Genomic DNA, 21,411 nt, shown 5'->3' on the forward strand with positions numbered 1-21,411 from the left:
CCGAGCGGGTGCGCGCGGTGGTGCGGGACGCGCTGGCCGAGGACCTGGGCATCGGCGGGGCCGTGGTCGCGATGCCGGGTGCAGTGCCGGGTGCGGCGCCGGGACATGACGTGACCAGCGAGTCGACCATCGGCGCGGACGTGCTGGGGGAGGCCCACGTGGTCGCCCGGGCCGCCGGGGTGATCAGCGGAATGCCGCTGGTGCCGGTGGTTCTCGCGGAGGTGGCGGGCTGGCTGGAGTCGGCGCGGGCGTCGGTGCCAGGTGCTTCAGGTGCTTCGGGTGCTTCGGGTGCTTCGAGTGCTTCGAGTGCTTCGGGGACTGGGGGTGCGGGCTCGACGGTTGCCGGTGACCTGGCTGCTTCGGCGGGTGTTTCGGCTGCGGGTTCGGCTTCTGCCGGCGGCTTCGCCCGCCACGCTGTCTCGGCCGAGCTGTTGCGGGCCGACGGCGACGCGGTGCAGCGCGACGACGTTCTCGCCGTGCTGCGCGGCCCGGTCCAGGTACTGCTCATCGCCGAACGGACGCTGCTCAACCTGATCTGTCGCACCAGCGGTATCTCCACGCACACCCGGCGCTGGGCCGACGAGCTGGAGGGCACCGGCGCCCAGGTGCTCGACACCCGCAAGACCACGCCGGGTCTGCGCATGCTGGAGAAGTACGCGGTGCGCAGCGGCGGCGGCACGAACAAGCGCATGGGTCTGTACGACGTGGCCATGGTGAAGGACAACCACAAGATCGCCGCCGGATCGGTGGCCGCCGCCTACCGGGCCGTGCGGTCACGTTTTCCCGAGGTCACGGTGCAGGTGGAGGTCACCACGCCGGACGAGGCGGTCGAGGCAGTCACCGCCGGGGCCCGGTTCCTGCTGTGCGACAACATGTCTCCGGCCGTGCTGGCGCAGAGCGTGAAGCTGGCCCGGGCGGCCGTGGCGGAGCCGGTCGAGCTCGAGGCCACCGGCGGGCTGACCCTCGAGGTGGCGAACGAGTACGCCCGCACCGGCGTCGACTACCTGTCGGTCGGCGGGCTCACCCACTCGTCGCCGATCCTCGACCTGGCGATCGACCTGCAGACCTCCCTGTCGGGCGGGTAGACCTCTTCGCCCGGCCGGCGGGGCCTCCCCGTCGTGAGAAAGGGCCGGGCCTCCTGGGGAGGCCTGGCCCTTTCACGTGGAAGAGTGTTGCCGATCAGGCCTTTTCGGTGAGAAGGCGCTCGTAGTTGTTGCGCAGCCATTCGGCGATCTTGACCCGCTCGTTGAACCGCTCGGTCGGGTCGGCCCGCACCACCGCGGGACCCTGGGCGGCCTCGGCGAACGCCTTGGCCAGCGACCCGACGTCGGGAACGCCCTTGCCGTCGCAGTCGTAGACCAGCCCGGGACGCTGCCCGGCGGCGTGGTTGCTCGACGGCGTGATCACCTGGGTGCCCAGGTCGAAGCAGGCCTCGGGCCACAGCGAGTGGGAGCCGAAGAAGGGCGGCACGAGTGCAGCGTCGAGACCGAAGATGTTGTCCCAGAGCTGAGAATCGGTCATTGGGCGGTGCGCCCGCAGCGAGCCACCGGCCTCGCCCATGATCCGGTCGATCTCGCGGATCGTCGCCGGGTCGTAGCGCGTGGAGTCGGAGTCGAGCAGGTGGTCGTGCGCGAACAGCACCAGCCGCACCTCGGGCGTCTGCTTCGCGGCCTCGGCCAGGGCCGACACCACGCGCACCGGGTCGCTGGGCAGACGCAGGCTGCCCAGGTGCACCCCGACCAGGTACGGCGAGTTCTGACCGCGGGCCGGGCGCTCACGGCGCATCCGCACGAAGTCGACCGCGTGCGGGTGGGGCTGGACGTCGGCCGCCACCTTCCAGCGCTTCGCGATCTCCTGGGCCGCGCCCTCGGTGAGCGTGATGACCTGGTCGGCGGCCGGGATCAGCACGTCGAGCTGGGCGGCGTAGCCGGCCGGGTCGAGGCCCGTCGGGTCGCTCAGGTGGTAGGCGGTGACCACCAGCGGCTTTCCGGCCGCCCGGGTGGCCCGCACCGCGGCCTGGGTGTGGTCGGCATTGCCCCGCGGGTTCAGGGCGTGCACGTGCACGATCTGCATGTCGCCGAGATTGCTGTCCAGCCAGCCGGGATCGAACGCGGCCGGGGGTTTCGGGGCCGAACCGGGCATCTGGACGGTAGGACGGTGCACACCGTCGACGCCCTCGGGATGGCCGAGGTGCCGGACATAGACGCCGCGCCCGGGAAGTGCGGCGATACGGATGATCGATCGCCCCTCCCACTCCGGGGATGCGCGACGTCGCTTACGGGAAGGGGACACGGGCGCCTCTCGCGAGAAATCGCTGATAGCTGAGGGTGTGAGACTCGCGCCTGTGCTGGACGAGGTGGCCACCATAACCTGATCAACTCCTTCTCATCGACCTGATGACACAAGAGCGGGGGCGCCGGGGGCTGAGCACGATTCCGCCTACTTGAGACTGGCATCTGTGATCGCTTTGCGCGCGCTGAAGCCCGATGCTTGGACACCGACGGCTACCGCGCCGCTCAACGAAAGGATCAGCTTTGACCATCCGCGAGTTCGGGAACGACCTTCTGACAAGCCTTCTCGAGTTCACGCTGCAATCCGTGCCGGGGAGTCTCGGCGTAGGTCTCAGTGTGGCCACGGACAGCAAGAACGAAGGCGGCACCCCCAAGGCGATCGCGGCCATCGGGGTCGCCACCGAACTCGACACCGCGCAGTGGAAGCATGCGCAGGGCCCGATCTGGGACGCGTTCCGGCGCGACACCGTGATCGTGCGGCCTCTCGGCGAGGACGACGAGGACCTCGGCCTGCGCTCGCTGCCCGATCTCGGTGCCGAGGTGAACGGCGTGAAGGGTGCGATCTTCGTGCCCGGTGAGTTCGGTTCCGACCTGCCCACCGTGTTCTCGGTCTACCTCGACCACGTCCCCGACGACCGGGTGCTGCGCGACATCGACCGTTACGAGCCTCTGGTCACCCAGGCCCTGGCCGTGGTCGAGTACTGCGCCGGGGAGGAGCAGGTGGCCCAGCAGATGCTGCAGATGACCCAGTACCGCCGAGTCATCGAGCAGGCGAAGGGCCTGGTCATGGGGGCCATCGGGGCCGACGCCCCGGCCGCCTTCGCGGCCCTGGCCCGGGCCAGCCAGCACTTCAACATCCGGCTGCGCACCCTGGCGGTGGCCCTGGTCGAGCACGTCGGCCGGCAGGACGCCGAGCACCCCGACGACCCGGAGCTGATCGTGCGTCCCACCCCGGCCGAGCGCGAGACCGCGGCCCGGATCTGGGCGGCCCTGACCACCAGCGCGATCCTCGAGCAGGGCTAGCACCCGTGGCCGGCCGAGAGGGGCGGGTCCGGCCTGATCACGCGAGGCGCGCCATCACGCAAAGTGCGCCGCCGGTGATCGGGCCCGAACTCGCCCTCCGACCCTCGGCCCGGCTCGCACGGCTGCGACCAGGGCTCGCACGGCTGCGACCAGGGGTTGACGGCGCGGCGGGAAACCCTTAGGCCCGGCCGACTAGGATTGCTCGTCGTGACCGAGCAGCAGGCTGATGCCCCCCGCGAATTGCCCGATGTGACCGGGGAGGACCTCCCCGAGCAGATGCGTATCCGCTCGGAGAAGCGGGCCCGCATTCTGGCCGCCGGCAAGGCCCCCTACCCGATCGAGGTCGGGCGCACCCACACCCTCGCCGAGGTCCGCGCCGCCCACGCCGAGCTGGAGACGGGTGCCTCCAGCGGCGACATCGTCACGGTGGCGGGGCGCGTCGTGCGGTTCCGTGACGCCGGCAAGCTCCTGTTCGCCGTGCTGCAAGACGGTGACGGCACCCAGCTGCAGGTGATGGTGTCCAAGAACGGTGTCGGCGACGAGGCCCTGGCCTCGTTCAAGGCCGACGTCGACCTGGCGGACTTCGTCTCCGTGCACGGGGAGGTCATCTCCTCCCGCCGCGGCGAGCTCTCGGTGATGGCCGACAGCTGGGCGATGGCGTCGAAGGCGCTGCGCCCGCTCCCGGTGCTGCACAAGGACATGTCCGAGGAGGCGCGGGTCCGCCAGCGCTACGTCGACCTGATCGTGCGCCCGGCCGCCCGCGAGGTGGTGAAGACCCGCGCCGGCGTGGTGCGTTCGCTGCGCGACACCTTCCACGCCCGCGACTTCACCGAGGTCGAGACCCCGATGCTGCAGGTGCAGCACGGCGGTGCGGCGGCCCGTCCGTTCCAGACCCACATGAACGCCTTCGACATCGACCTGTTCCTGCGGATCGCGCCGGAGCTCTTCCTCAAGCGCGCGGTGGTCGGCGGAATCGACCGGGTCTTCGAGATCAACCGCAATTTCCGCAACGAGGGCGCAGACTCCACGCACTCCCCGGAATTCGCGATGATCGAGGCCTACCAGGCCTACGGTGACTACAACTCGATCGCTGACCTGGCCCGTGAGCTCGTGCAGAACGCGGCGCGGGCGGTCACCGGCGGCACCTCGGTCGAGCTGGCCGACGGCACCGCGTACGACCTGGGCGGCGAGTGGCGCCAGATCACCATGTTCGGCTCGCTCTCCGAGGCGGCCGGCCGCGAGGTCAGCGCCCAGACCGAGTGGGCCGAGCTGGTCGAGCTGGCGGGCAAGCACGACGTGCACGTCCAGGACTACTACGGCCCGGGCAAGCTGGCCGAGGAGCTCTTCGAGGCCCTGGTGGTGCCGGATCTGTACGCCCCGACCTTCGTGCGGGACTACCCCGAAGACACCTCCCCGCTGGTGGCCGCGCACCGCACCACGCCCGGCGTGACCGAGAAGTGGGACCTCTACGTGCGCTCGTTCGAGCTCGGCACGGGCTACTCCGAGCTGGTCGACCCGGTGGTGCAGCGCGAGCGCTTCGTGGCCCAGGCCCGGGCCGCGGCCGCCGGTGACGACGAGGCGATGAAGCTCGACGAGGACTTCCTGCGCGCCATGGAACACGGCATGCCGCCCACCGGCGGTCTGGGAATGGGCCTCGACCGGTTGCTCATGGCAATCACCGGTCTGGGCATCCGGGAGACGATTCTCTTCCCCTTGGTCAAGCCCGAATAAGCAGGCCGGAACAGTCCCAGGACAGCAGCACGACAGGAGTCGCTATGGAGTACGTGGCCGCGATCTTTCCCTCGATCGGTGTTCTCGCCCTCTTCGTCATCGCCATCCGGGCCATCTTTCAGGCCGACCGGCGCGAGCGTCTGGCCCAGGCCGCGGAGGACCGCAGGCTGGACGCGGCGGAGAAATCCGGGAACGGGCAGACTGCGCAAACGCATACCTCGCAATCTGTGAAGCCGGCGGATTCGGTGTAGCAACGCGATCACCTTCAGGCGTTGTTTAGCGTCACTCGTTCGGCCGAACGGGTGACGCGGTGCACGCCGATGCCGGTGAAAGGTTTGAATGACGCCGCTCGTGGACACACCGCGAATGCTCTCGTTATTGAGGGCACCCAGTGGTGTTGGCTTGACATGCTGGAATGTCGACTCCATGATTCCGATGAATGGGTTCGCCTGCCCGGGGTGGACTCCGGTGGCGTTTTCTAGGAGTAATTGATGGCGCAGAAGGTGCAGGTCATTCTTGTTGACGACCTGGACGGCGGCGAGGCCGAGGAGTCGGTCTCGTTCTCGCTCGACGGGGTCAACTATGAAATTGACCTCTCCGCAGCCAATGCGGAGGCATTGCGGGAAGCGATCGCACCGTGGGTGGGGCACGCGCGCCGCATCAGCGGCCGCTCCGGCGGTGGCCGGGGTCGTGGAGGCGCGACCCGGGGCCGGGCCGCCGCCAAGGCGGACCTGGGCGACGTGCGGTCGTGGGCTCGTGACAACGGCTACCAGGTGAGCGACCGCGGCCGGGTCTCGGCCGAGGTCATGGCCGCCTACGAGGGCGCTCACTGACACCACGCACACAGGTGCACCGGTGACCGGGCGATCCGGCCGCCGGGGTGAAGCACGGCCGCGCCACCGCCGTTTTCACGGTGAAGTCCGCGACGGGCGCCGAACCATCACCGGTTCGGCGCCCGTCGCGGTTTTGTCGCCGCCCCATTGTTTTCCGGCCCGGCGACCGGATAGCCGAAAAAATGGGTGCGGGGGCGGCCGCGGAATTCGGCACAATCCCGAATCGCCAGGTCGGCGTGAATGAGGCGCCGAAAATACCGGCCGTCGGCGTCCGGGTTCTGTACCACTGTCGTGCGTAGTTGTTGACGGCGGGGTGGATTCCCGGTGGCGTGAGGGTGTCCGTGGCTCGTTCTCCCCGTGTTCTCCGGTGTTGTCCGCAGGGGATGTGCCGCCGGCCCGGCCGGGTTTGTGCCGCGGTTCCGCCGGACCGCCCGAAGATGCGAACCAGCGCCGATGAAGGCGAGGACGAAGAGCTCGGGCGAAGGACATCGTTGACGGCTCGACCGGGTGTTTGTGATCTGCGGAACTCGGCGCCGGTTTCCTCTTCGCGGCAATGCCGGATGTGCAGGTGGCCTCTTAGCGGACGCGGGTGCCCGGTGCACAAAACCGCGGTTCGCCCGAATTCGTCAGGCGAATTCCTCGTGCCACCCGCGCCTTTCCGGCATCCGGGCACCCGGGCGACCACGACGTCCTCGAGCAGGAGAGGGCGACCACCCGAAAGGGTGACCCGCCGTAACCACCGAGGGCGTGGGGTGGCACCCTGGTGACAGCACCGGAGGGCACCGCCGACGGCGCCGCACGGGCCCGGGACCTTGGTCCCGAATCGCCCGGAGAGCCGCCGAGGCCGTGAAAAGCGTTGGTTCTGTCCGCCAACAGCGAACATCGAAGGGCTGTGCCCGAGCCCTGGAACACGTAAGGTTCCAGCTCCGTTGGCCGATGCACGGGTGTCGGAACAGTCTCACTCTCAGATCGCAGGGTGTTTCTTTCCGTAGCCCCAGATAGCATCGATAAGGTCAGCGAGACCCCGTCTCACCCCCACTGACCGCACGAGGAGCGCAGATGTTCGAGAGGTTCACCGACCGCGCCCGCCGTGTTGTTGTCCTGGCCCAGGAGGAGGCCAGGATGCTCAACCACAACTACATCGGTACCGAGCACATCCTGCTGGGGCTGATTCATGAGGGCGAGGGAGTCGCAGCCAAGGCGCTGGAGTCCCTCGGCATCTCGCTCGACGCTGTCCGCGAGCAGGTGCAGGAGATCATCGGTCAAGGACAGCAGGCCCCCTCCGGCCACATCCCGTTCACGCCCCGCGCCAAGAAGGTGCTGGAGCTTTCGCTGCGGGAAGCCCTGCAGCTGGGCCACAACTACATCGGCACCGAGCACATCCTGCTGGGCCTCATCCGCGAGGGTGAGGGCGTCGCCGCGCAGGTCCTGGTGAAGCTCGGCGCCGACCTCAACCGCGTTCGCCAGCAGGTCATCCAGCTGCTGTCCGGCTACCAGGGCAAGGAGCCGGCCGCGGCCGGCGGTCCGGCCGAGGGCACGCCGTCCGGCTCGCTGGTGCTCGACCAGTTCGGCCGCAACCTCACGCAGGCCGCCCGCGAGGGCAAGCTCGACCCGGTCATCGGCCGGGAGAAGGAAATCGAGCGGGTCATGCAGGTGCTGTCGCGCCGCACCAAGAACAACCCGGTTCTGATCGGTGAACCCGGTGTCGGTAAGACCGCCGTGGTGGAGGGCCTGTCCCAGGCCATCATCAAGGGCGAGGTCCCCGAGACGCTGAAGGACAAGCAGCTCTACACGCTTGACCTCGGCGCCCTGGTCGCCGGCTCGCGGTACCGCGGTGACTTCGAGGAGCGCCTCAAGAAGGTGCTCAAGGAGATCCGCACCCGCGGCGACATCATCCTGTTCATCGACGAGATCCACACCCTCGTGGGTGCGGGTGCCGCCGAGGGCGCGATCGACGCCGCGAGCATCCTCAAGCCGATGCTGGCCCGCGGTGAGCTCCAGACCATCGGTGCCACCACGCTCGACGAGTACCGCAAGCACATCGAGAAGGACGCCGCCCTCGAGCGCCGGTTCCAGCCGGTGCAGGTGCAGGAGCCCTCGCTGGCGCACGCCATCGAGATCCTGAAGGGCCTGCGCGACCGTTACGAGGCGCACCACCGGGTCTCCATCACCGACGCGGCCCTGGTCGCGGCGGCGACGCTGGCCGACCGGTACGTCAACGACCGGTTCCTGCCCGACAAGGCGATCGACCTGATCGACGAGGCCGGTGCCCGACTGCGCATCCGCCGGATGACGGCTCCGCCGGACCTGCGCGAGTTCGACGAGAAGATCGCGCAGACCCGCCGCGACAAGGAGTCCGCGATCGACGCGCAGGACTTCGAGAAGGCGGCGTCGCTGCGCGACGGCGAGAAGAAGCTGCTGGCGGCCAAGGCCGAGCGCGAGAAGCAGTGGAAGGCCGGCGACATGGACGTGGTCGCCGAGGTCGACGAGGAACTGATCGCCGAGGTCCTGGCCACGGCGACCGGCATCCCGGTCTTCAAGCTGACCGAGGAGGAGTCCTCGCGTCTGCTCCGCATGGAAGATGAGCTGCACAAGCGGATCATCGGCCAGGTCGACGCGGTGCGGGCGATGTCGCAGGCGATCCGCCGTACCCGCGCGGGTCTGAAAGACCCGAAGCGTCCGGGTGGTTCGTTCATCTTCGCCGGTCCGACCGGTGTCGGTAAGACCGAGCTCGCCAAGGCGCTCGCCGAGTTCCTGTTCGGTGACGAGGACTCGCTGATCCAGCTCGACATGTCCGAGTTCTCGGAGAAGCACACGGTCTCGCGGCTGTTCGGTTCGCCTCCCGGCTACGTCGGCTACGAAGAGGGTGGGCAGCTCACCGAGAAGGTGCGCCGCAAGCCGTTCTCCGTGGTGCTGTTCGACGAGGTCGAGAAGGCTCACCCGGACATCTTCAACTCGCTCCTGCAGATTCTGGAAGACGGTCGCCTGACCGACTCCCAGGGCCGCATGGTCGACTTCAAGAACACTGTCATCATCATGACGACGAACCTGGGTACCCGGGACATCGCCAAGGGTGTGCAGCTGGGCTTCCAGTCGGGCAGCGACACGAAGACGAGCTACGAGCGGATGAAGGCGAAGGTCGCGGAGGAGCTCAAGCAGCACTTCCGTCCGGAGTTCCTCAACCGTGTCGACGACACCATCGTCTTCCCGCAGCTGTCGCAGGACGAGATCATCGAGATCGTCGACCTGATGATCGCGAAGGTCGACGAGCGTCTGAAGGACCGGGACATGGGCATCGAGCTCACCCCGGCCGCGAAGATCGCTCTCGCCCACAAGGGTTACGACCCCGTGCTGGGTGCCCGGCCGCTGCGCCGTGCGATCCAGCGCGAGATCGAAGACACGCTGTCCGAGAAGATCCTGTACCAGGAGCTCAAGGCGGGTCAGATCGTTCTGATCGACGCTGAGGGGGAGCCGGCGACGGCCACCTTCAGCTTCCGCGGAGCCTCCAAGGGCGGGTCCATCCCGGAGCTGGCCCCGGCCGGTGAGAAGGGTGCTCCGCCGGCCACCACCGGCGAGGCGACTGGTTCCTGATCCAAGATCACGCTCCACGGCGAAGGCCGGAACCCCCATCGGGTTCCGGCCTTCGGCCGTTTGCCAGCCGGAGGCTGGTGTCCCGGAGGCTGATGTCCCGAAGGCCGACTCCCCGGCGCCAAACCCGGCACGAAGGTCGGTTTGCTGTCACGAAGATCCGGTCCTCGTGAGAGCATCGATCCGTGGCTGACTTCCGCGTCCGGCGTGCCCGCACCACCGACGTCCCCACGATCGCCGGCCTCGTCGCGGGCTACGCCGACCAGCGCATCCTGCTGCACAAGGAACGGGTCACGTACTACGAAGACGTGCAGGAGTTCCGGGTCGCGGCCGACTCCGCCGACCAGGTCATCGGATGCGGTGCGGTGCACGTGCTCTGGGAAGACCTGGCCGAGGTGCGCACGCTCGCGGTGGCGGCGGCCTGGCGCGGCACCGGCGTGGGGCACACCCTGCTCGACACCCTTGTCGAGCAGGCCACGGAACTCGGCGTCAGTCGCTTGTTCTGCCTCACCTTCGAGGTGAAGTTCTTCGAGCGCCACGGTTTTCGCGAGATCGAGGGCACTCCCGTGGCCCCCGAGGTGTATGCCGAGATGCTGCAGTCGCGCGACGAGGGCGTGGCCGAGTTCCTCGACCTGGCCCGGGTGAAGCCCAACACCCTGGGCAACAGCCGCATGCTCCTCGAACTCTGAGTGCTTCTAGACCGTCAGCCGCCGAACCAGTTCTGACACATCCGGTTCCATCAGCGTGAGCCCACGCACCGGCGCCCGGGCCACCACGTCCGCAAGCACTCTGGCGGTTCGCGCCTGACCGGGCGTGATGCCCAGACGCTGCCGCAGACCACCCGCCTCGACCGCGATCAGCTCAGCCCCCGGCAGGTCGTCGAGCGGGCCGATCGGGGTCAGCAGGTCCACCACGAGCACCCGCTCGGTGCCCAGCAGATCGTTGAGTTCACCGACCCCGCCGTCGAATCCGATGCGTCCACCCACCCCGACGAGCAGCCGGGGGCAGAGCGACTCGACATCAGCCAGATCGCTCGTGGCCAGCAGCAGGGTGCGCCCGTTCATCCGGTTCTCCTGACGCAGCACCGAGCGCAGGCGCTCCTTGCTGGCGGCGTCCATGCCGCGCATCGGCTCGTCGAGGATCAGCACCGGCGGGTCGGGCAGCAGCACGGCGATGAGTTCGGCCCGCCGGCGCTGGGCGGCGGTCAGGTCGCTCACGGGGGTATGGAGGACGTGGTTGAGCTCGAGCCGCTCGGAGAGTTCAGTCGCGCGGTCGGCGGGAACGTCGTGGTACTGGCACAGCATCGTCAGTGAGCCGCCGAGCAGCTCGTCGAGCCAGAGCTGCGAGTGCTCGTTGACGATGACCCCGACCTGCCCGCCGAGTTCCCGCTGGTCGCGGGACGGGGTGTGCCCGAGCACCGAGACCGAGCCGAACGACGGGGTGGAGTGGCCGGTGGCCAGCCGCACCAGGCTGGTCTTGCCGTGGCCCGGCGGCAGCAGGAAGCCGACCGCCTCACCTCGGCCAACGCTGAAGTGCAGACCCTCGAAGAGTGGTCTGCCTCGTCGGAACATCCCCCGGCGGGGCGTGAAATCGACCCCGTCGAAAACGATCGCGCCCCCGTCGCTCTGCGCCACGGGTTGAGATTAGCGAAGATTTAAGGCATTCAGTCGGCACCCGTAACGTACGCCACGGGTATTCCCTCGGACGCTATTCGGGGAGCTGGTATCGCTGACCGGGCAGTGGTTCGACCAGTCCGTCTTCGATCAGGCCGGACAGGCAGCGGCCGCGCTGGGTGGGTTCGCGCAGGGCACTGTCGGGTACCTCGATCACCAGCTGCGGGTGTGACAGCGGCTCGCGGCTCTTACGCAGGGCGGCCAGCAGGGCGCCGCGGATCTGCCGGTCGGTGCCGGCCCAGGCCTGGCCCTTGCGGGCGGGGCCGGAGTGCGCCGGGGAACCGGCCCGGAGCCAGGCACACTGGTCGGACACCGGGCAGTCACCGCACTTGGGGGAGCGGGCGGTGCAGACGAGGGCGCCGAGTTCCATCACGGCGACGGCCCAGCGCGCGGCCCTCGCGTCGTGCGACGGCAGCAGTTCGGTGGCCAGACGGGTTTCGGCCGCGGTGACGGCAGTGGGCGGGTACTCGATGCCGGTGACGGTGCGAGCGAACACCCGGCGCACGTTGGTGTCGAGCACGGCGTGCCGCTGGCCGAAGGCGAAGCTGGCCACGGCCGCGGCGGTGTACGAGCCGATGCCGGGCAGAGCCAGCAGTTCGGTGTGGTCGGTGGGCACCTCGCCGCCGTGGCGTTCGACGATGGCCTGGGCCGCTGCGTGCAGCCGGAGCGCTCGCCGGGGGTAGCCGAGCCGGCCCCAGGCGCGGATGGCCTCGCCGGGCCCTTCGGCGGCCAGGTGTTTCGGCGTCGGCCAGCGCTCGACCCACTCCCGCCACACCGGCAGCACACGGTTCACCGGGGTCTGCTGCAACATGATCTCGCTGATCAGGATGTGCCAGGGCGGGCAGTCGGGTTCACGCCACGGCAGGTCTCGCTGGTTCGCGTCGTACCAGGCCAGGATCTTGCGGTGCAGGGTGCTTTTGGACGCGGTGGGGCCTGCGGGGATTGGGTCACCTTGGCGTGGGGCGCTCGAGGGGACTGCGAGGGTGGGGTCGCCTTGGTTCTGGGGGCTTGTGGACGTGGCGGCACCGTCGGCGCGGCGGTTCGCCTCGCGGGTGGCCGGCTTTCGCGGCCGGCTGCTGGGGGCCGGGTGCTTCGCGCCGGTGGTGGGGCTCATCGTCTCCGTCTCGAATCTGGACGTTCACCGCGACGGTGCGCCGTGCGTCTTCAAGCCTGCTCCGCCCCTGACCCCTGGCCTTTGCCCCTCGGGCCCGAAGGGCAGGTCAGATGTACCGCTCCAGGATGCTGGACTCGGCCAGGCGCGAGAGGCCCTCGCGCACCGCGCGAGCGCGCTGGTCGCCGACGCCCTCGACGAGCATCAGGTCGTCGAGATTGGCGGCAAGAAGTTTCTGCAGGTCGCCGAAGTGGTCGACGAGGCGCTCGACGATCGCGCCGGGCAGGCGCGGCACCTTGGTGAGCAGCCGGTAGCCCTTGGGACTGACCGAGGCGTCCAGCGCGTCGCCACCCTGCACGAACCCGAGAACCCGGGCCACCAGCCCGAGATCGACCAGGTCGCCGGAGGGGATGTCGGCCAGGGCGGCCACCACCTCGGGCATCGAGCGCTCGCGGCGGGTGGCGTCGAGGTAGTCGCGGATAACCAGGTCACGGTCGGGGCCGACACCGCCGATCAGCTCGTCGAGCTGGAGCGAGAGCAGACGGCCGTCGGTGCCGAGTTCGACCACGTAGTGCTGGATCTCGTCGGAGATGCGGCGCACCATCTCGAGGCGCTGGATCACGATCGAGACGTCGCGGACGGTGACCAGGTCTTCGATCTCGAGCGCGGAGAGGGTGCTGGTGACCTCGTCGAGCCGGGCCTTGTAGCGCTCGAGCGTGGCCAGGGCCTGGTTGGCCTTGCCGAGGATCGCGTCGGAGCCCTCGAGCACGTAGCGGCGGCCGGCCACGTAGAGCGCGATGATGCGCATGGACTGGCTGACCGAGACCACCGGGTAGCCGGTCTGCTTCGCGACCCGCTCGGCGGTGCGGTGGCGGGTGCCGGACTCGTCGGTCTGGATGGTGGGGTCGGGCACCAGCTGCACCGCGGCCCGCAGGATGTGGGACGCGTCTTGATCGGTGACGATCGCGCCGTCCATCTTGGCCAGCTCGCGCAGGCGGGTGGCGGAGAACTCGACGTCGAGATTGAAGCCGCCGGTGCAGATCGTCTCGACCAGGGCGTCGTGGCCGAGCACGATCAGCGCGCCGGTCCGGCCCCGCAGAATCCGCTCCAGGCCGTCGCGCAGCATCGTGCCGGGAGCCACGGCGGCAAGGGTGTACCGCAACAGCTCTTCGGGAGTGCGCTCCGCAACCACACGATGAGTCTATCCGCCCGCCGAACCGGCTCGGGCACAAAGCCCCTGGCCCGGGCCGAGGGAGCAAGATTGTCGGTGGTGGCGCGTAGGTTCGGGGGTGTGAGTACATCATCGGCAGGGCGGGCCAAGCGGTCCGGGCGTGACAACCCCGGCTACCGCTGCGCGGAGTGCGGCTGGAGCACCGTGAAGTGGGTGGGCCGCTGCGGCGAGTGCCAGGCCTGGGGCACCGTGATGGATGCGGTTCCGGCCGCGGCCGCCCCGGTCACCAAGGCGCGGGCGGCGGCCCAGAAGGCCCAGCCGATCGGTGAGGTCACCACCGAGAACGCGAAGACCTGGTCCACTGGCGTCGAAGAGCTCGACCGGGTGCTCGGCGGCGGCATCGTCAGCGGGGCCGTGGTGCTGCTGGCCGGTGAGCCCGGCGTCGGCAAGTCCACGCTGCTGCTCGACGTGGCCAGTCGCGCCGCTCAGAACTCGCGCACCGTGCTCTACGTCACCGGTGAGGAGTCGGCCAGCCAGGTGCGGGTGCGGGCCGAGCGCATCGGGGCGCTGCGTCCGCGGCTGCTGCTGGCCGCCGAGACCGACCTGAGCACGGTCCTGGGCCACGTTGAAGACGTGAAGCCCGACCTGCTGGTGGTCGACTCGGTGCAGACCATCGCGAGCGACGCGATCGACAGCAGCGCCGGCAGTGTCTCGCAGGTGCGCGAGGTGGCCGCCTCCCTGATCCGCGTGGCCAAGGAGCGGGGCATGGCCACGCTGCTGGTCGGGCACGTCACCAAAGACGGCTCGATCGCCGGGCCCCGGGTGCTCGAGCACCTGGTCGACGTGGTCTGCCAGTTCGAGGGCGACCGCCACTCCCGCCTGCGTCTGGTGCGCGCGGTGAAGAACCGTTACGGCCCCACCGACGAGGTCGGTTGCTTCGACCTGTCCGAGGTCGGCATCGTCGGGCTCACCGACCCCAGCGGCCTTTTCCTGTCGCAGCACGAGAACCCGGTGCCGGGCACCTGCGTCTCGGTCACGCTCGAGGGCCGGCGCCCGCTGGTCAGCGAGGTGCAGGCGCTGGTCGCCCCGACCGCCGCGAACAACCCGCGCCGGGCCACGTCCGGGCTCGACAACAGCCGGGTCTCGATGATCCTGGCGGTGCTCGAGCGCCGTGCGGGCGCCCGCCTGTCCAACAACGACGTCTACGTCTCCACCGTCGGCGGCGTGCGCCTGGCCGAGCCGGCCTGCGACCTGGCAGTGGCGCTCGCGGTGGCCGGGGCGGCGATCGACCGGCCGCTGGCGGCGGGCACGATCGCGATCGGCGAGGTCGGCCTGGCCGGCGAGGTGCGCCCGGTCGCCGGGGTGGGCCGGCGCCTGGCCGAGGCCGGAAGACTGGGCTTCACCACGGCATTCGTGCCCACAGGCACCAAAGAGGCCGTCCCCGCCCCCGACGGCATGATCGTCTACGAGGTGCCCGACCTGATCACCGCCCTCAGTCGCGCCACCTTCCCCCTGGTGGGCAACCAGGGCAGCAACCCGGGCGGCGGTCACCCCGATCGCCCCCGAGAAGAAGGCCGCGGCCGCCGCTGACCGCCCCCACCCGCCCTGACACCGTCACCCAAGGACAACCCACGGGGGTGGCGCATCGCGATGGCTGATGTCCTCATGGATGTGGCGCCCCGGACGCTGCCCCGGTCCGCGTGACGCCGCCGAGCCGATGAAGCGCGGTGCGGAGCCCGGGAGGGGCGGGCTCCGCACCGGTAACCGCCCCGCGCACTAGGAACCGCCCCGCGCCCCGGTAACCGCCGCGCGCACTAGGAACCGCCTCGCGCACCGGAGACCGCGTCCTGCACCGGGCAATGTTTCGCGCACCGGGGACCGTCTCGTGCACGATCGCCTGGAAACCGCGTCGTGCACCGAGAACCACGTCGTGCCCAGTCGCCCAGTCGCGGCACCAGCAGGGGGAGGGGAGGGGACCTCTTTCGAAAAAGGGCTGAACGATCCACAACCTATGGCCGCCCGCATTTTACGGATCGTCCGGGCCATCGCAAACACATGTCCCCTCTACCTATGGTGAGGTTGTCAGCGGTCACGCGTAACGGGCGACTGCGCGACCCGGCGACCGCGCACCCGGCGACCCAGCGACCCAGGCAGCCGGAACCCCGACCCCGGAACCCCGCGGCTCGGCGACCCTGGTGGCCAGCACTCCCGCGTTCCGTGCTCCGGCAGCTCGGTGCCTTTGGCGCCCAGCGACCCTGCGACCCGACGCCTCAGCGCCCCGGCACTCCCGGTGACCCGGCACTCCCGGTGACCCGGCACTCCCGGTGACCCGGCACTCCCGGTGACCCGGCACTCCCGGTGACCCGGCACCTCCGGTGACCTGGTGACCTGGCACCTCCGGTGACCCGGTGACCTGGCACCCCCGGTGACCCGGTGACCCGACATCCCTGCGCCCCGGCGACTCAGCGCCCCTGCAAACCGGCGACTCACCGACCAAGCGCCCCGGCGGCTCAGTGACCCGGCGGTCCTGCGCTGGCGGCGCGGCGAATTACCTGTTGCCTCACCGGGTACCACCGCGTTGGGTGAGGGGGTGGCTGGGTGGACCACCGCGTCCACCATTGGGGACTCGGCGGCGGGAGCCTCAGCGCCAGAGGCCCCGGGGGGCCTCGAACCAGAACAGGTTCACGGCGTAGTCGACCGACGAGCCGGGGTGCGAGGCCAGGATCTTCGCGGCGTGCTCGGCACTGAACTCGATCCGGACCACGGCCTCGAAGTCCGCGCGGGTCGGCATGTCCCAGCGGATGTCGAGGGGGACGCGGGTCCAGCCCTGCTTGCGCCAGAAGGCCTCGACGGCCTTCGGGTCGTACTTCGGCAGCCACTCCTGGAACCAGCGGCCGAAGGTCGAGCGGGTCGCGTCGTTGTCGATGACGAACGCGACGCCGCCCCGCTTCAGCACCCGGCGGATCTCGGCCAGGCCGGGTTCGCAGCCGGGGCCGAAGAAGTAGGCCCAGCGAGCGTGCACCACGTCGATCGAGTTGCTGGGCACGGGCAGCGCCTGCGCGGTGCCCGCCCGGACCTCGATGCGGGAGGCCAGGTCCGGGTCGTCGAGAGCGGCGACGCGGCGCCGGGCCAGCTGCACCAGGGGCGGGTGGGGCTCGACGCCGGTCACCGAGGCCGCGTCCCGGGCGAACCGGGGCAGGTGATAGCCACTGCCGCAACCGATGTCGAGCACGGCGGCGCCGTCCCAGGGACGCACGGCGCGCATCGCCTGCTCGAGCACCCCGTCCGGGTCGACGCTGCGGTTCTCGACCTCGTAGACGGCCGGGTACCGCCAGATGTTCGGGCTCGGGATGACGCCGGACACGTCAGCGCGCGCGGGTGGTGGCCGGGTGGACGGTGAGCGGGATCAGCTTGCGGGCCCCGGTGACCTGGTCGCAGTGCTGCGCCAGCACGTCGTAGGCGGCCTGGCCCATCAGCTCGACCAGCTCCGGCTTCAGGCTGCGGTAGACCGGCTTCGCTCCGATGTGGGCCTGCGGGTTGCCGGTGCAGTACCAGTCCAGGTCGTGGCCACCGGCGCCCCAGCCCCGGCGGTCGTACTCGCTGATCGTCACCTCGAGATAGCTGGTGCCGTCGGGACGCTCGATCGTGCGGTACGAGCGGCGGATCGGAAGCTGCCAGCACACGTCCGGTTTCAGCTCCAGCGGCTCGCGCCCCTGGGCCCAGGCCAGCTTGTGCAGCGAACAACCGTCACCGGCGCCGAAACCCGGGCGGTTCAAGAAGATGCAGGCGCCGTCGAGCACCCGGGTCTTGCGCTGGCCGTCCGGGTCGACCTCGGTCCAGCCGTCGCGCAGACCCTCGTCGTGGAACTGCCAGATCGTCGGGTCGAGCCCCTTGACCGCCTCGGTGACCCGCTCCTCGTCCTCCTCGTCGGCGAAGTGCGCACCCAGGGTGCAGCACCCGTCGTCCGGGCGGTCCGCGTAGATACCGGCGCAGCCGCTGCCGTAGACACACGTCCAGTTCGAGGTCAGCCAGGTCAGGTCGCAACGGAAGACCTGGGCGGGCTGGTCGTCCTCGAGCTCGTCGTCATCGGAGTCGTCCGAGTCGTCGGAGTCGGAGTCCGAGTCGTCGAACCCGACCACGACGTCCTCAAGATCGTCGTCCTCGTCGATGTTCTCGGGGTCTTCGATGACGTCGGCGGGCTCGGGGTCGGGGAACTCGAGCCAGAGCCGGGCCGGGTCGAGTCCGATCTCCGGCGCGGGAGGATGGGGCATGGCCGACAATGTAAGCCCTCGCCGCCTCTTCCCACGTCCAAGGGGCTGATTCGGCGCCGGTGGTGGCGCTGTGGTGAGGTACTTTCACGGAATGCGGCTCGGTGTTCTCGACGTGGGTTCCAATACGGTGCATCTGCTGGTGGTCGACGCCCATCCCGGCGCCCGCCCCTTGCCCGCCTCCTCCCACAAGATCGAGCTCCGGCTGGCCGAGCACCTGGAGAAAGACGGACGGGTCTCGCCGGCGGCCGAGGAGTCGCTGCTGCGTTTCGTGCGTTCCAGCCTCACCGTGGGCGAGGACCTCGGGGTGGAGGAGGTCATCGGCTTCGCCACCTCGGCCGTCCGTGATGCCCCGAACGGCGAGGAACTGCTGGCCCGGGTGCGCAGCGAGACCGGGGTCGAGCTGCACGTGCTGGGCGGTGGAGACGAGGCCCGGCTGACCTTCCTGGCCGTGCGCCGCTGGTTCGGCTGGTCGGCGGGCCGCCTGCTGGTGCTCGACATCGGTGGCGGTTCCCTCGAGATCGCCTCGGGTATGGACGAACTGCCCGACGTCGCGATCTCCCTCCCCCTGGGTGCGGGGCGGCTCACGCGAGACCGGCTGGTGAGCGATCCGCCGGCGCCCGACGAGGTCCGCGCCGTGCGTAAGTACGTGCGCGCCGAGGTAGGACGCGTGGTGCGGGACGTGGTGCGCAGCGGCCAGCCCGACCGGGTGGTCGGGTCGAGCAAGACCTTCCGCACCCTGGCCCGCATCTGCACCCCCACCGACCCGGGCACGCTGCGGCGCGCCGACCTGACCGAGTGGGTGCCCCGTCTGGCCGCGATGCCCGAGGCGGAACGGGCCGAGTTGCCGGGTGTCTCGGTCGGCCGGGCCCGTCAGATCCTCGCCGGTGCCCTGGTGGCCGAGGCCGCGATGGAGCTGCTCGGCGCCGAGAGCATGCAGATCAGCCCGTGGGCCCTGCGCGAGGGCGTCATCCTGCGCCGGCTCGACGACATGATGAGCGCGGCCGGCCCCGGGTTCTGACGGCCGCCAGAGAGGGCGGCCCGGGAGGGCCGCCCGGAGGCAGCGCGAATTCAGCCGGAGGGGTGACTCCCGGTGCCTGCCGGGAGGGTGTGCACAAGCGTCCACAGCGGGAGTGACTACGCTGAACGGCATGGGCCGATCGAACAGTGGTCAGCCGGACGGCCGGGAGACCCGGCCGACCCGGCCCCCGTCAGCCAAGGTGGCGCTCTCCACGAGCTCCGTCTATCCGGAGTCCTGCGCCGACGCGTTCGAGATCGCCGCACGTCTGGGCTACGACGGCGTCGAGGTCATGGTGTGGACCGATCCGGTCAGCCAGGACACGGGCGCTCTCAAGCGTCTCTCCCAGCACTACGGCGTCCCCGTGCTGTCGATCCACGCACCGACACTGCTGGTGACGCAGCGCGTCTGGGGCAAGGAGCCGTGGGCGAAGCTCGAGCGCTCGCTGCAGATGGCGGAAGACGTGGGTGCCAGTGCCGTGGTGGCGCACCCGCCGTTCCGCTGGCAGAAGGAGTACGGCGCGGCCTTCGTGGACGGGGTGGCCCGCCTGAACGACCATTTCGACGTGCCGCTCACGGTCGAGAACATGTACCCCTGGCGCGCGCGCAGCCGCGAGGTCATGGCCTACTCCCCGGGCTGGGACCCGCTGGAGCAGCCGTACCGCTATGTGACGCTGGACTTCTCCCACGCCGCGACCGCCGGCGGCGACTCGCTGGCGATGGCCCGGGCGCTCGGTGACCGTCTCACCCACATCCACCTGGCCGACGGCGCCGGTTCGGCCAAGGACGAGCACCTGCTGCCCGGCCGCGGCACCCAGCCCTGCGGCGAGGTGCTCGACCTGCTCTCCGAGAAGAGCTGGACGGGCGTGGTGGCGGTCGAGGTCAACACCCGCAAGTGCCGCACCCGCGGCGAGCGCGAGTCCGAGCTCACCGAGTGCCTGAACTTCGCGCGGGAGCACCTGAACTCGGCGAACCTGACGCCGACCGGCTGATCCGGAGCGCGTCGAGACCCGCTGACCGTCAGGGCCCCGGACGAGGGGTTCCGGGGCCCTGACGGTGGTCTTTCACCCCATGTGCGGGTAGCGCCAGTCGACGGCCGGCTCGAACGTCTCCTTGATCGACCGGGTCGAGGTCCAGCGCTGCAGGTTCTGCGGCGCCCCGGCCTTGTCATTCGTGCCCGACGCCCGCGCCCCACCGAAGGGCTGCTGCCCCACGACGGCGCCGGTCGGCTTGTCGTTGACGTAGAAGTTGCCCGCGGCGAACCGCAGTCTCTCCGACACCGCGGCCACCGCGGCCCGGTCCTGGGCGATGATCGCCCCGGTCAGCGCGTACTTCGAGTCGTCGGCGATCCCGGCCACGATCTGGTCGAAGTCGGCGTCGTCGAACACGTGCACGGCCAGGATCGGGCCGAAGTACTCGGTGGTGAGCGCCTCGTCGGTGGGGTCGTCGACGATCAGCACGGTCGGGTCGACGAAGTAGCCGACGCTGTCGTCGGTGGTGCCGCCGACCAGGACCTCGATGCCCTCGGCCTCGGCCGCGCGCTTCAGGGCGGCCGTGTGCTTGGCGAACGCCCGCTCGTCGATCACCGAGGAGGTGAAGTTGGCGAAGTCGGTCGGGGCGCCGACCGGCAGGCTACGGACGGTCTCGGCCAGATCGTCCTTCAACCCGGCCCAGACACTCGCCGGCACGTACGCCCGCGACGCCGCCGAGCACTTCTGCCCGGAGTACTCGAAAGCGCCTCGCACCAGGGCGGTGCGCAGCACGTCGAGGTCGGCGCTGGGGTGGGCCAGCACGAAGTCCTTGCCGCCGGTCTCACCGACGATGCGCGGGTACGACCGGTAGCCGGTGATGTTCGCGCCGACCTCGGCCCACAGGTGCTGGAACGTCGCCGTGGAACCGGTGAAGTGGATGCCGGCCAGGTCGGGGTCTTTCAGCGCGACCGAGGACACCTCGGGCCCGGCGCCGTGCACCAGGTTGATGACGCCCGGCGGCAGGCCCGCGGCGGTCAGCAGCTTCATCGTGTACTCGGCCGAGAGCGCCTGCGTGGGGCTGGGCTTCCAGACCACGGTGTTGCCCATCAGGGCCGGGGCGGTGGCCAGGTTGGCCGCGATCGAGGTGAAGTTGAACGGCGTGATCGCGTAGACGAAACCCTCGAGCGGCCGGTGGTCGAGCCGGTTCCAGATGCCGGGCGAGTTGGCGGCGGGCTGCTCGGCGTAGATCTGCCGGGCGAAATGCGCGTTGAAGCGCCAGAAGTCGGCCAGTTCGCAGACCGCGTCGATCTCGGCCTGGTAGATGGTCTTGGCCTGGCCGAGCATGGTGGCCGCGTTGGTGACCGCACGCCAGCTGCCGGTGAGCAGGTCGGCGGCCTTGAGCAGCACGGCGGCCCGGTCGTCGATGCTCAGCGCGGCCCAGCCCGGCGCCGCCTTCTTGGCCGCGGCGATCGCGGCGGCGGTGTCCTCGGCCGTGGCCTCACGGAAAGTGCCCAGCACGTGCGACTTCTCGAACGGCGCGACGACCTCGACGACGGCCCCGCCCCCCAGAACCGGCCGGCCGTCGATCCAGTTGTGCAGTTCCGCCCGGTTCCCCCAGATCTCCTTGAGGGCGGGTTCCAGGGCGGCGCGGTCGGCACTGCCGGCCGAGTACGGCCGCGGCGGCTCGTTGACCGGAGCCGGAACCTGAGTGATCGCGTCCATTGGTGTAAGCCT

Annotated in this window: 17 protein-coding genes; 10 read left to right on the top strand and 7 right to left on the bottom strand. The window is 70.1% G+C overall.

What is annotated here, in order from left to right; genetic code table 11:
- Window positions 1-71 precede the first annotated feature (71 nt).
- Window positions 72-1,085: a carboxylating nicotinate-nucleotide diphosphorylase gene (gene nadC / locus J2S57_RS14050; protein ID WP_442358348.1), complete on the top strand. Its 1,014-nt coding sequence runs from the start codon at window positions 72-74 to the stop codon at window positions 1,083-1,085.
- Between the two features lie 94 nt (window positions 1,086-1,179).
- Here nadC and J2S57_RS14055 read toward each other — a convergent pair whose 3' ends face one another.
- Complete coding sequence (locus J2S57_RS14055) at window positions 1,180-2,142, bottom strand: glycosyltransferase family protein (protein WP_307242563.1); 963 nt, start codon at window positions 2,140-2,142, stop codon at window positions 1,180-1,182.
- A 485-nt stretch (window positions 2,143-2,627) separates the two neighbouring features.
- On the opposite strand from J2S57_RS14055, the gene J2S57_RS14060 reads away from it, so the two are divergent.
- The 6 genes from J2S57_RS14060 (at window position 2,628) to J2S57_RS14085 (ending at window position 10,155) form a co-directional block, all read left to right on the top strand.
- Window positions 2,628-3,314 carry an ANTAR domain-containing protein gene (locus J2S57_RS14060; RefSeq protein ID WP_307242565.1) on the top strand — a complete coding sequence of 229 codons (687 nt, stop codon included), beginning with the start codon at window positions 2,628-2,630 and terminating at the stop codon, window positions 3,312-3,314.
- Window positions 3,315-3,521: 207 nt separating this feature from the next.
- On the top strand, window positions 3,522-5,045 hold the full coding sequence (lysS, locus tag J2S57_RS14065) for a lysine--tRNA ligase (RefSeq protein ID WP_307242567.1): 1,524 nt from the start codon (window positions 3,522-3,524) through the stop codon (window positions 5,043-5,045).
- Window positions 5,046-5,089: 44 nt separating this feature from the next.
- Window positions 5,090-5,296, top strand: coding sequence for a hypothetical protein (locus J2S57_RS14070; RefSeq protein ID WP_307242569.1), 207 nt, complete (start codon window positions 5,090-5,092; stop codon window positions 5,294-5,296).
- A gap of 240 nt (window positions 5,297-5,536) precedes the next feature.
- Window positions 5,537-5,878 carry a histone-like nucleoid-structuring protein Lsr2 gene (locus J2S57_RS14075; protein ID WP_307242571.1) on the top strand — a complete coding sequence of 114 codons (342 nt, stop codon included), beginning with the start codon at window positions 5,537-5,539 and terminating at the stop codon, window positions 5,876-5,878.
- Window positions 5,879-6,937: 1,059 nt separating this feature from the next.
- A complete protein-coding gene (locus J2S57_RS14080) occupies window positions 6,938-9,469 on the top strand; it encodes an ATP-dependent Clp protease ATP-binding subunit (protein ID WP_307242573.1) in 2,532 nt (843 codons plus the stop codon).
- A 182-nt stretch (window positions 9,470-9,651) separates the two neighbouring features.
- The gene (locus J2S57_RS14085; protein ID WP_307242575.1) at window positions 9,652-10,155 is read left to right on the top strand and encodes an amino-acid N-acetyltransferase; all 504 of its coding nucleotides are present in this window, start codon (window positions 9,652-9,654) and stop codon (window positions 10,153-10,155) included.
- Window positions 10,156-10,161: 6 nt separating this feature from the next.
- On the opposite strand, the gene J2S57_RS14090 is transcribed toward J2S57_RS14085, so the two are convergent.
- From J2S57_RS14090 to disA, 3 genes are all read right to left on the bottom strand, one after another.
- Window positions 10,162-11,100, bottom strand: a complete 939-nt coding sequence (locus J2S57_RS14090) for an ATP-binding cassette domain-containing protein (protein WP_307242577.1) — start codon at window positions 11,098-11,100, stop codon at window positions 10,162-10,164.
- 73 nt (window positions 11,101-11,173) lie between these two features.
- Window positions 11,174-12,253 (bottom strand): iron-sulfur binding domain-containing protein, encoded by a 1,080-nt coding sequence (locus J2S57_RS14095; protein WP_307242580.1) that lies wholly within the window; start codon window positions 12,251-12,253, stop codon window positions 11,174-11,176.
- A gap of 106 nt (window positions 12,254-12,359) precedes the next feature.
- Window positions 12,360-13,442 carry a DNA integrity scanning diadenylate cyclase DisA gene (disA, locus tag J2S57_RS14100; protein ID WP_307242582.1) on the bottom strand — a complete coding sequence of 361 codons (1,083 nt, stop codon included), beginning with the start codon at window positions 13,440-13,442 and terminating at the stop codon, window positions 12,360-12,362.
- A 99-nt stretch (window positions 13,443-13,541) separates the two neighbouring features.
- Here disA and radA point away from each other — a divergent pair, with 99 nt between their 5' ends.
- A complete protein-coding gene (radA, locus tag J2S57_RS14105) occupies window positions 13,542-15,011 on the top strand; it encodes a DNA repair protein RadA (RefSeq protein WP_307242585.1) in 1,470 nt (489 codons plus the stop codon).
- A gap of 1,051 nt (window positions 15,012-16,062) precedes the next feature.
- On the opposite strand, the gene J2S57_RS14110 is transcribed toward radA, so the two are convergent.
- Entirely contained in the window at window positions 16,063-16,785 is a 723-nt protein-coding gene (locus J2S57_RS14110) for a class I SAM-dependent methyltransferase (RefSeq protein ID WP_307242700.1), read from the bottom strand.
- A 1-nt stretch (window position 16,786) separates the two neighbouring features.
- Complete coding sequence (locus tag J2S57_RS14115) at window positions 16,787-17,692, bottom strand: DUF3109 family protein (RefSeq protein WP_307242702.1); 906 nt, start codon at window positions 17,690-17,692, stop codon at window positions 16,787-16,789.
- Between the two features lie 91 nt (window positions 17,693-17,783).
- Here J2S57_RS14115 and J2S57_RS14120 point away from each other — a divergent pair, with 91 nt between their 5' ends.
- On the top strand, window positions 17,784-18,710 hold the full coding sequence (locus J2S57_RS14120) for a Ppx/GppA family phosphatase (protein ID WP_307242705.1): 927 nt from the start codon (window positions 17,784-17,786) through the stop codon (window positions 18,708-18,710).
- A gap of 130 nt (window positions 18,711-18,840) precedes the next feature.
- Window positions 18,841-19,698, top strand: coding sequence for a sugar phosphate isomerase/epimerase family protein (locus tag J2S57_RS14125; protein ID WP_307242706.1), 858 nt, complete (start codon window positions 18,841-18,843; stop codon window positions 19,696-19,698).
- 72 nt (window positions 19,699-19,770) lie between these two features.
- Here the strand turns inward: J2S57_RS14125 and pruA are convergent, their stop codons facing one another.
- Complete coding sequence (gene pruA / locus J2S57_RS14130; protein WP_307242708.1) at window positions 19,771-21,399, bottom strand: L-glutamate gamma-semialdehyde dehydrogenase; 1,629 nt, start codon at window positions 21,397-21,399, stop codon at window positions 19,771-19,773.
- Window positions 21,400-21,411: the final 12 nt, after the last annotated feature.

The sequence above is a fragment of the Kineosporia succinea genome, assembly GCF_030811555.1.
In the GTDB taxonomy this organism is placed as follows: Bacteria; Actinomycetota; Actinomycetes; order Actinomycetales; family Kineosporiaceae; genus Kineosporia; species Kineosporia succinea.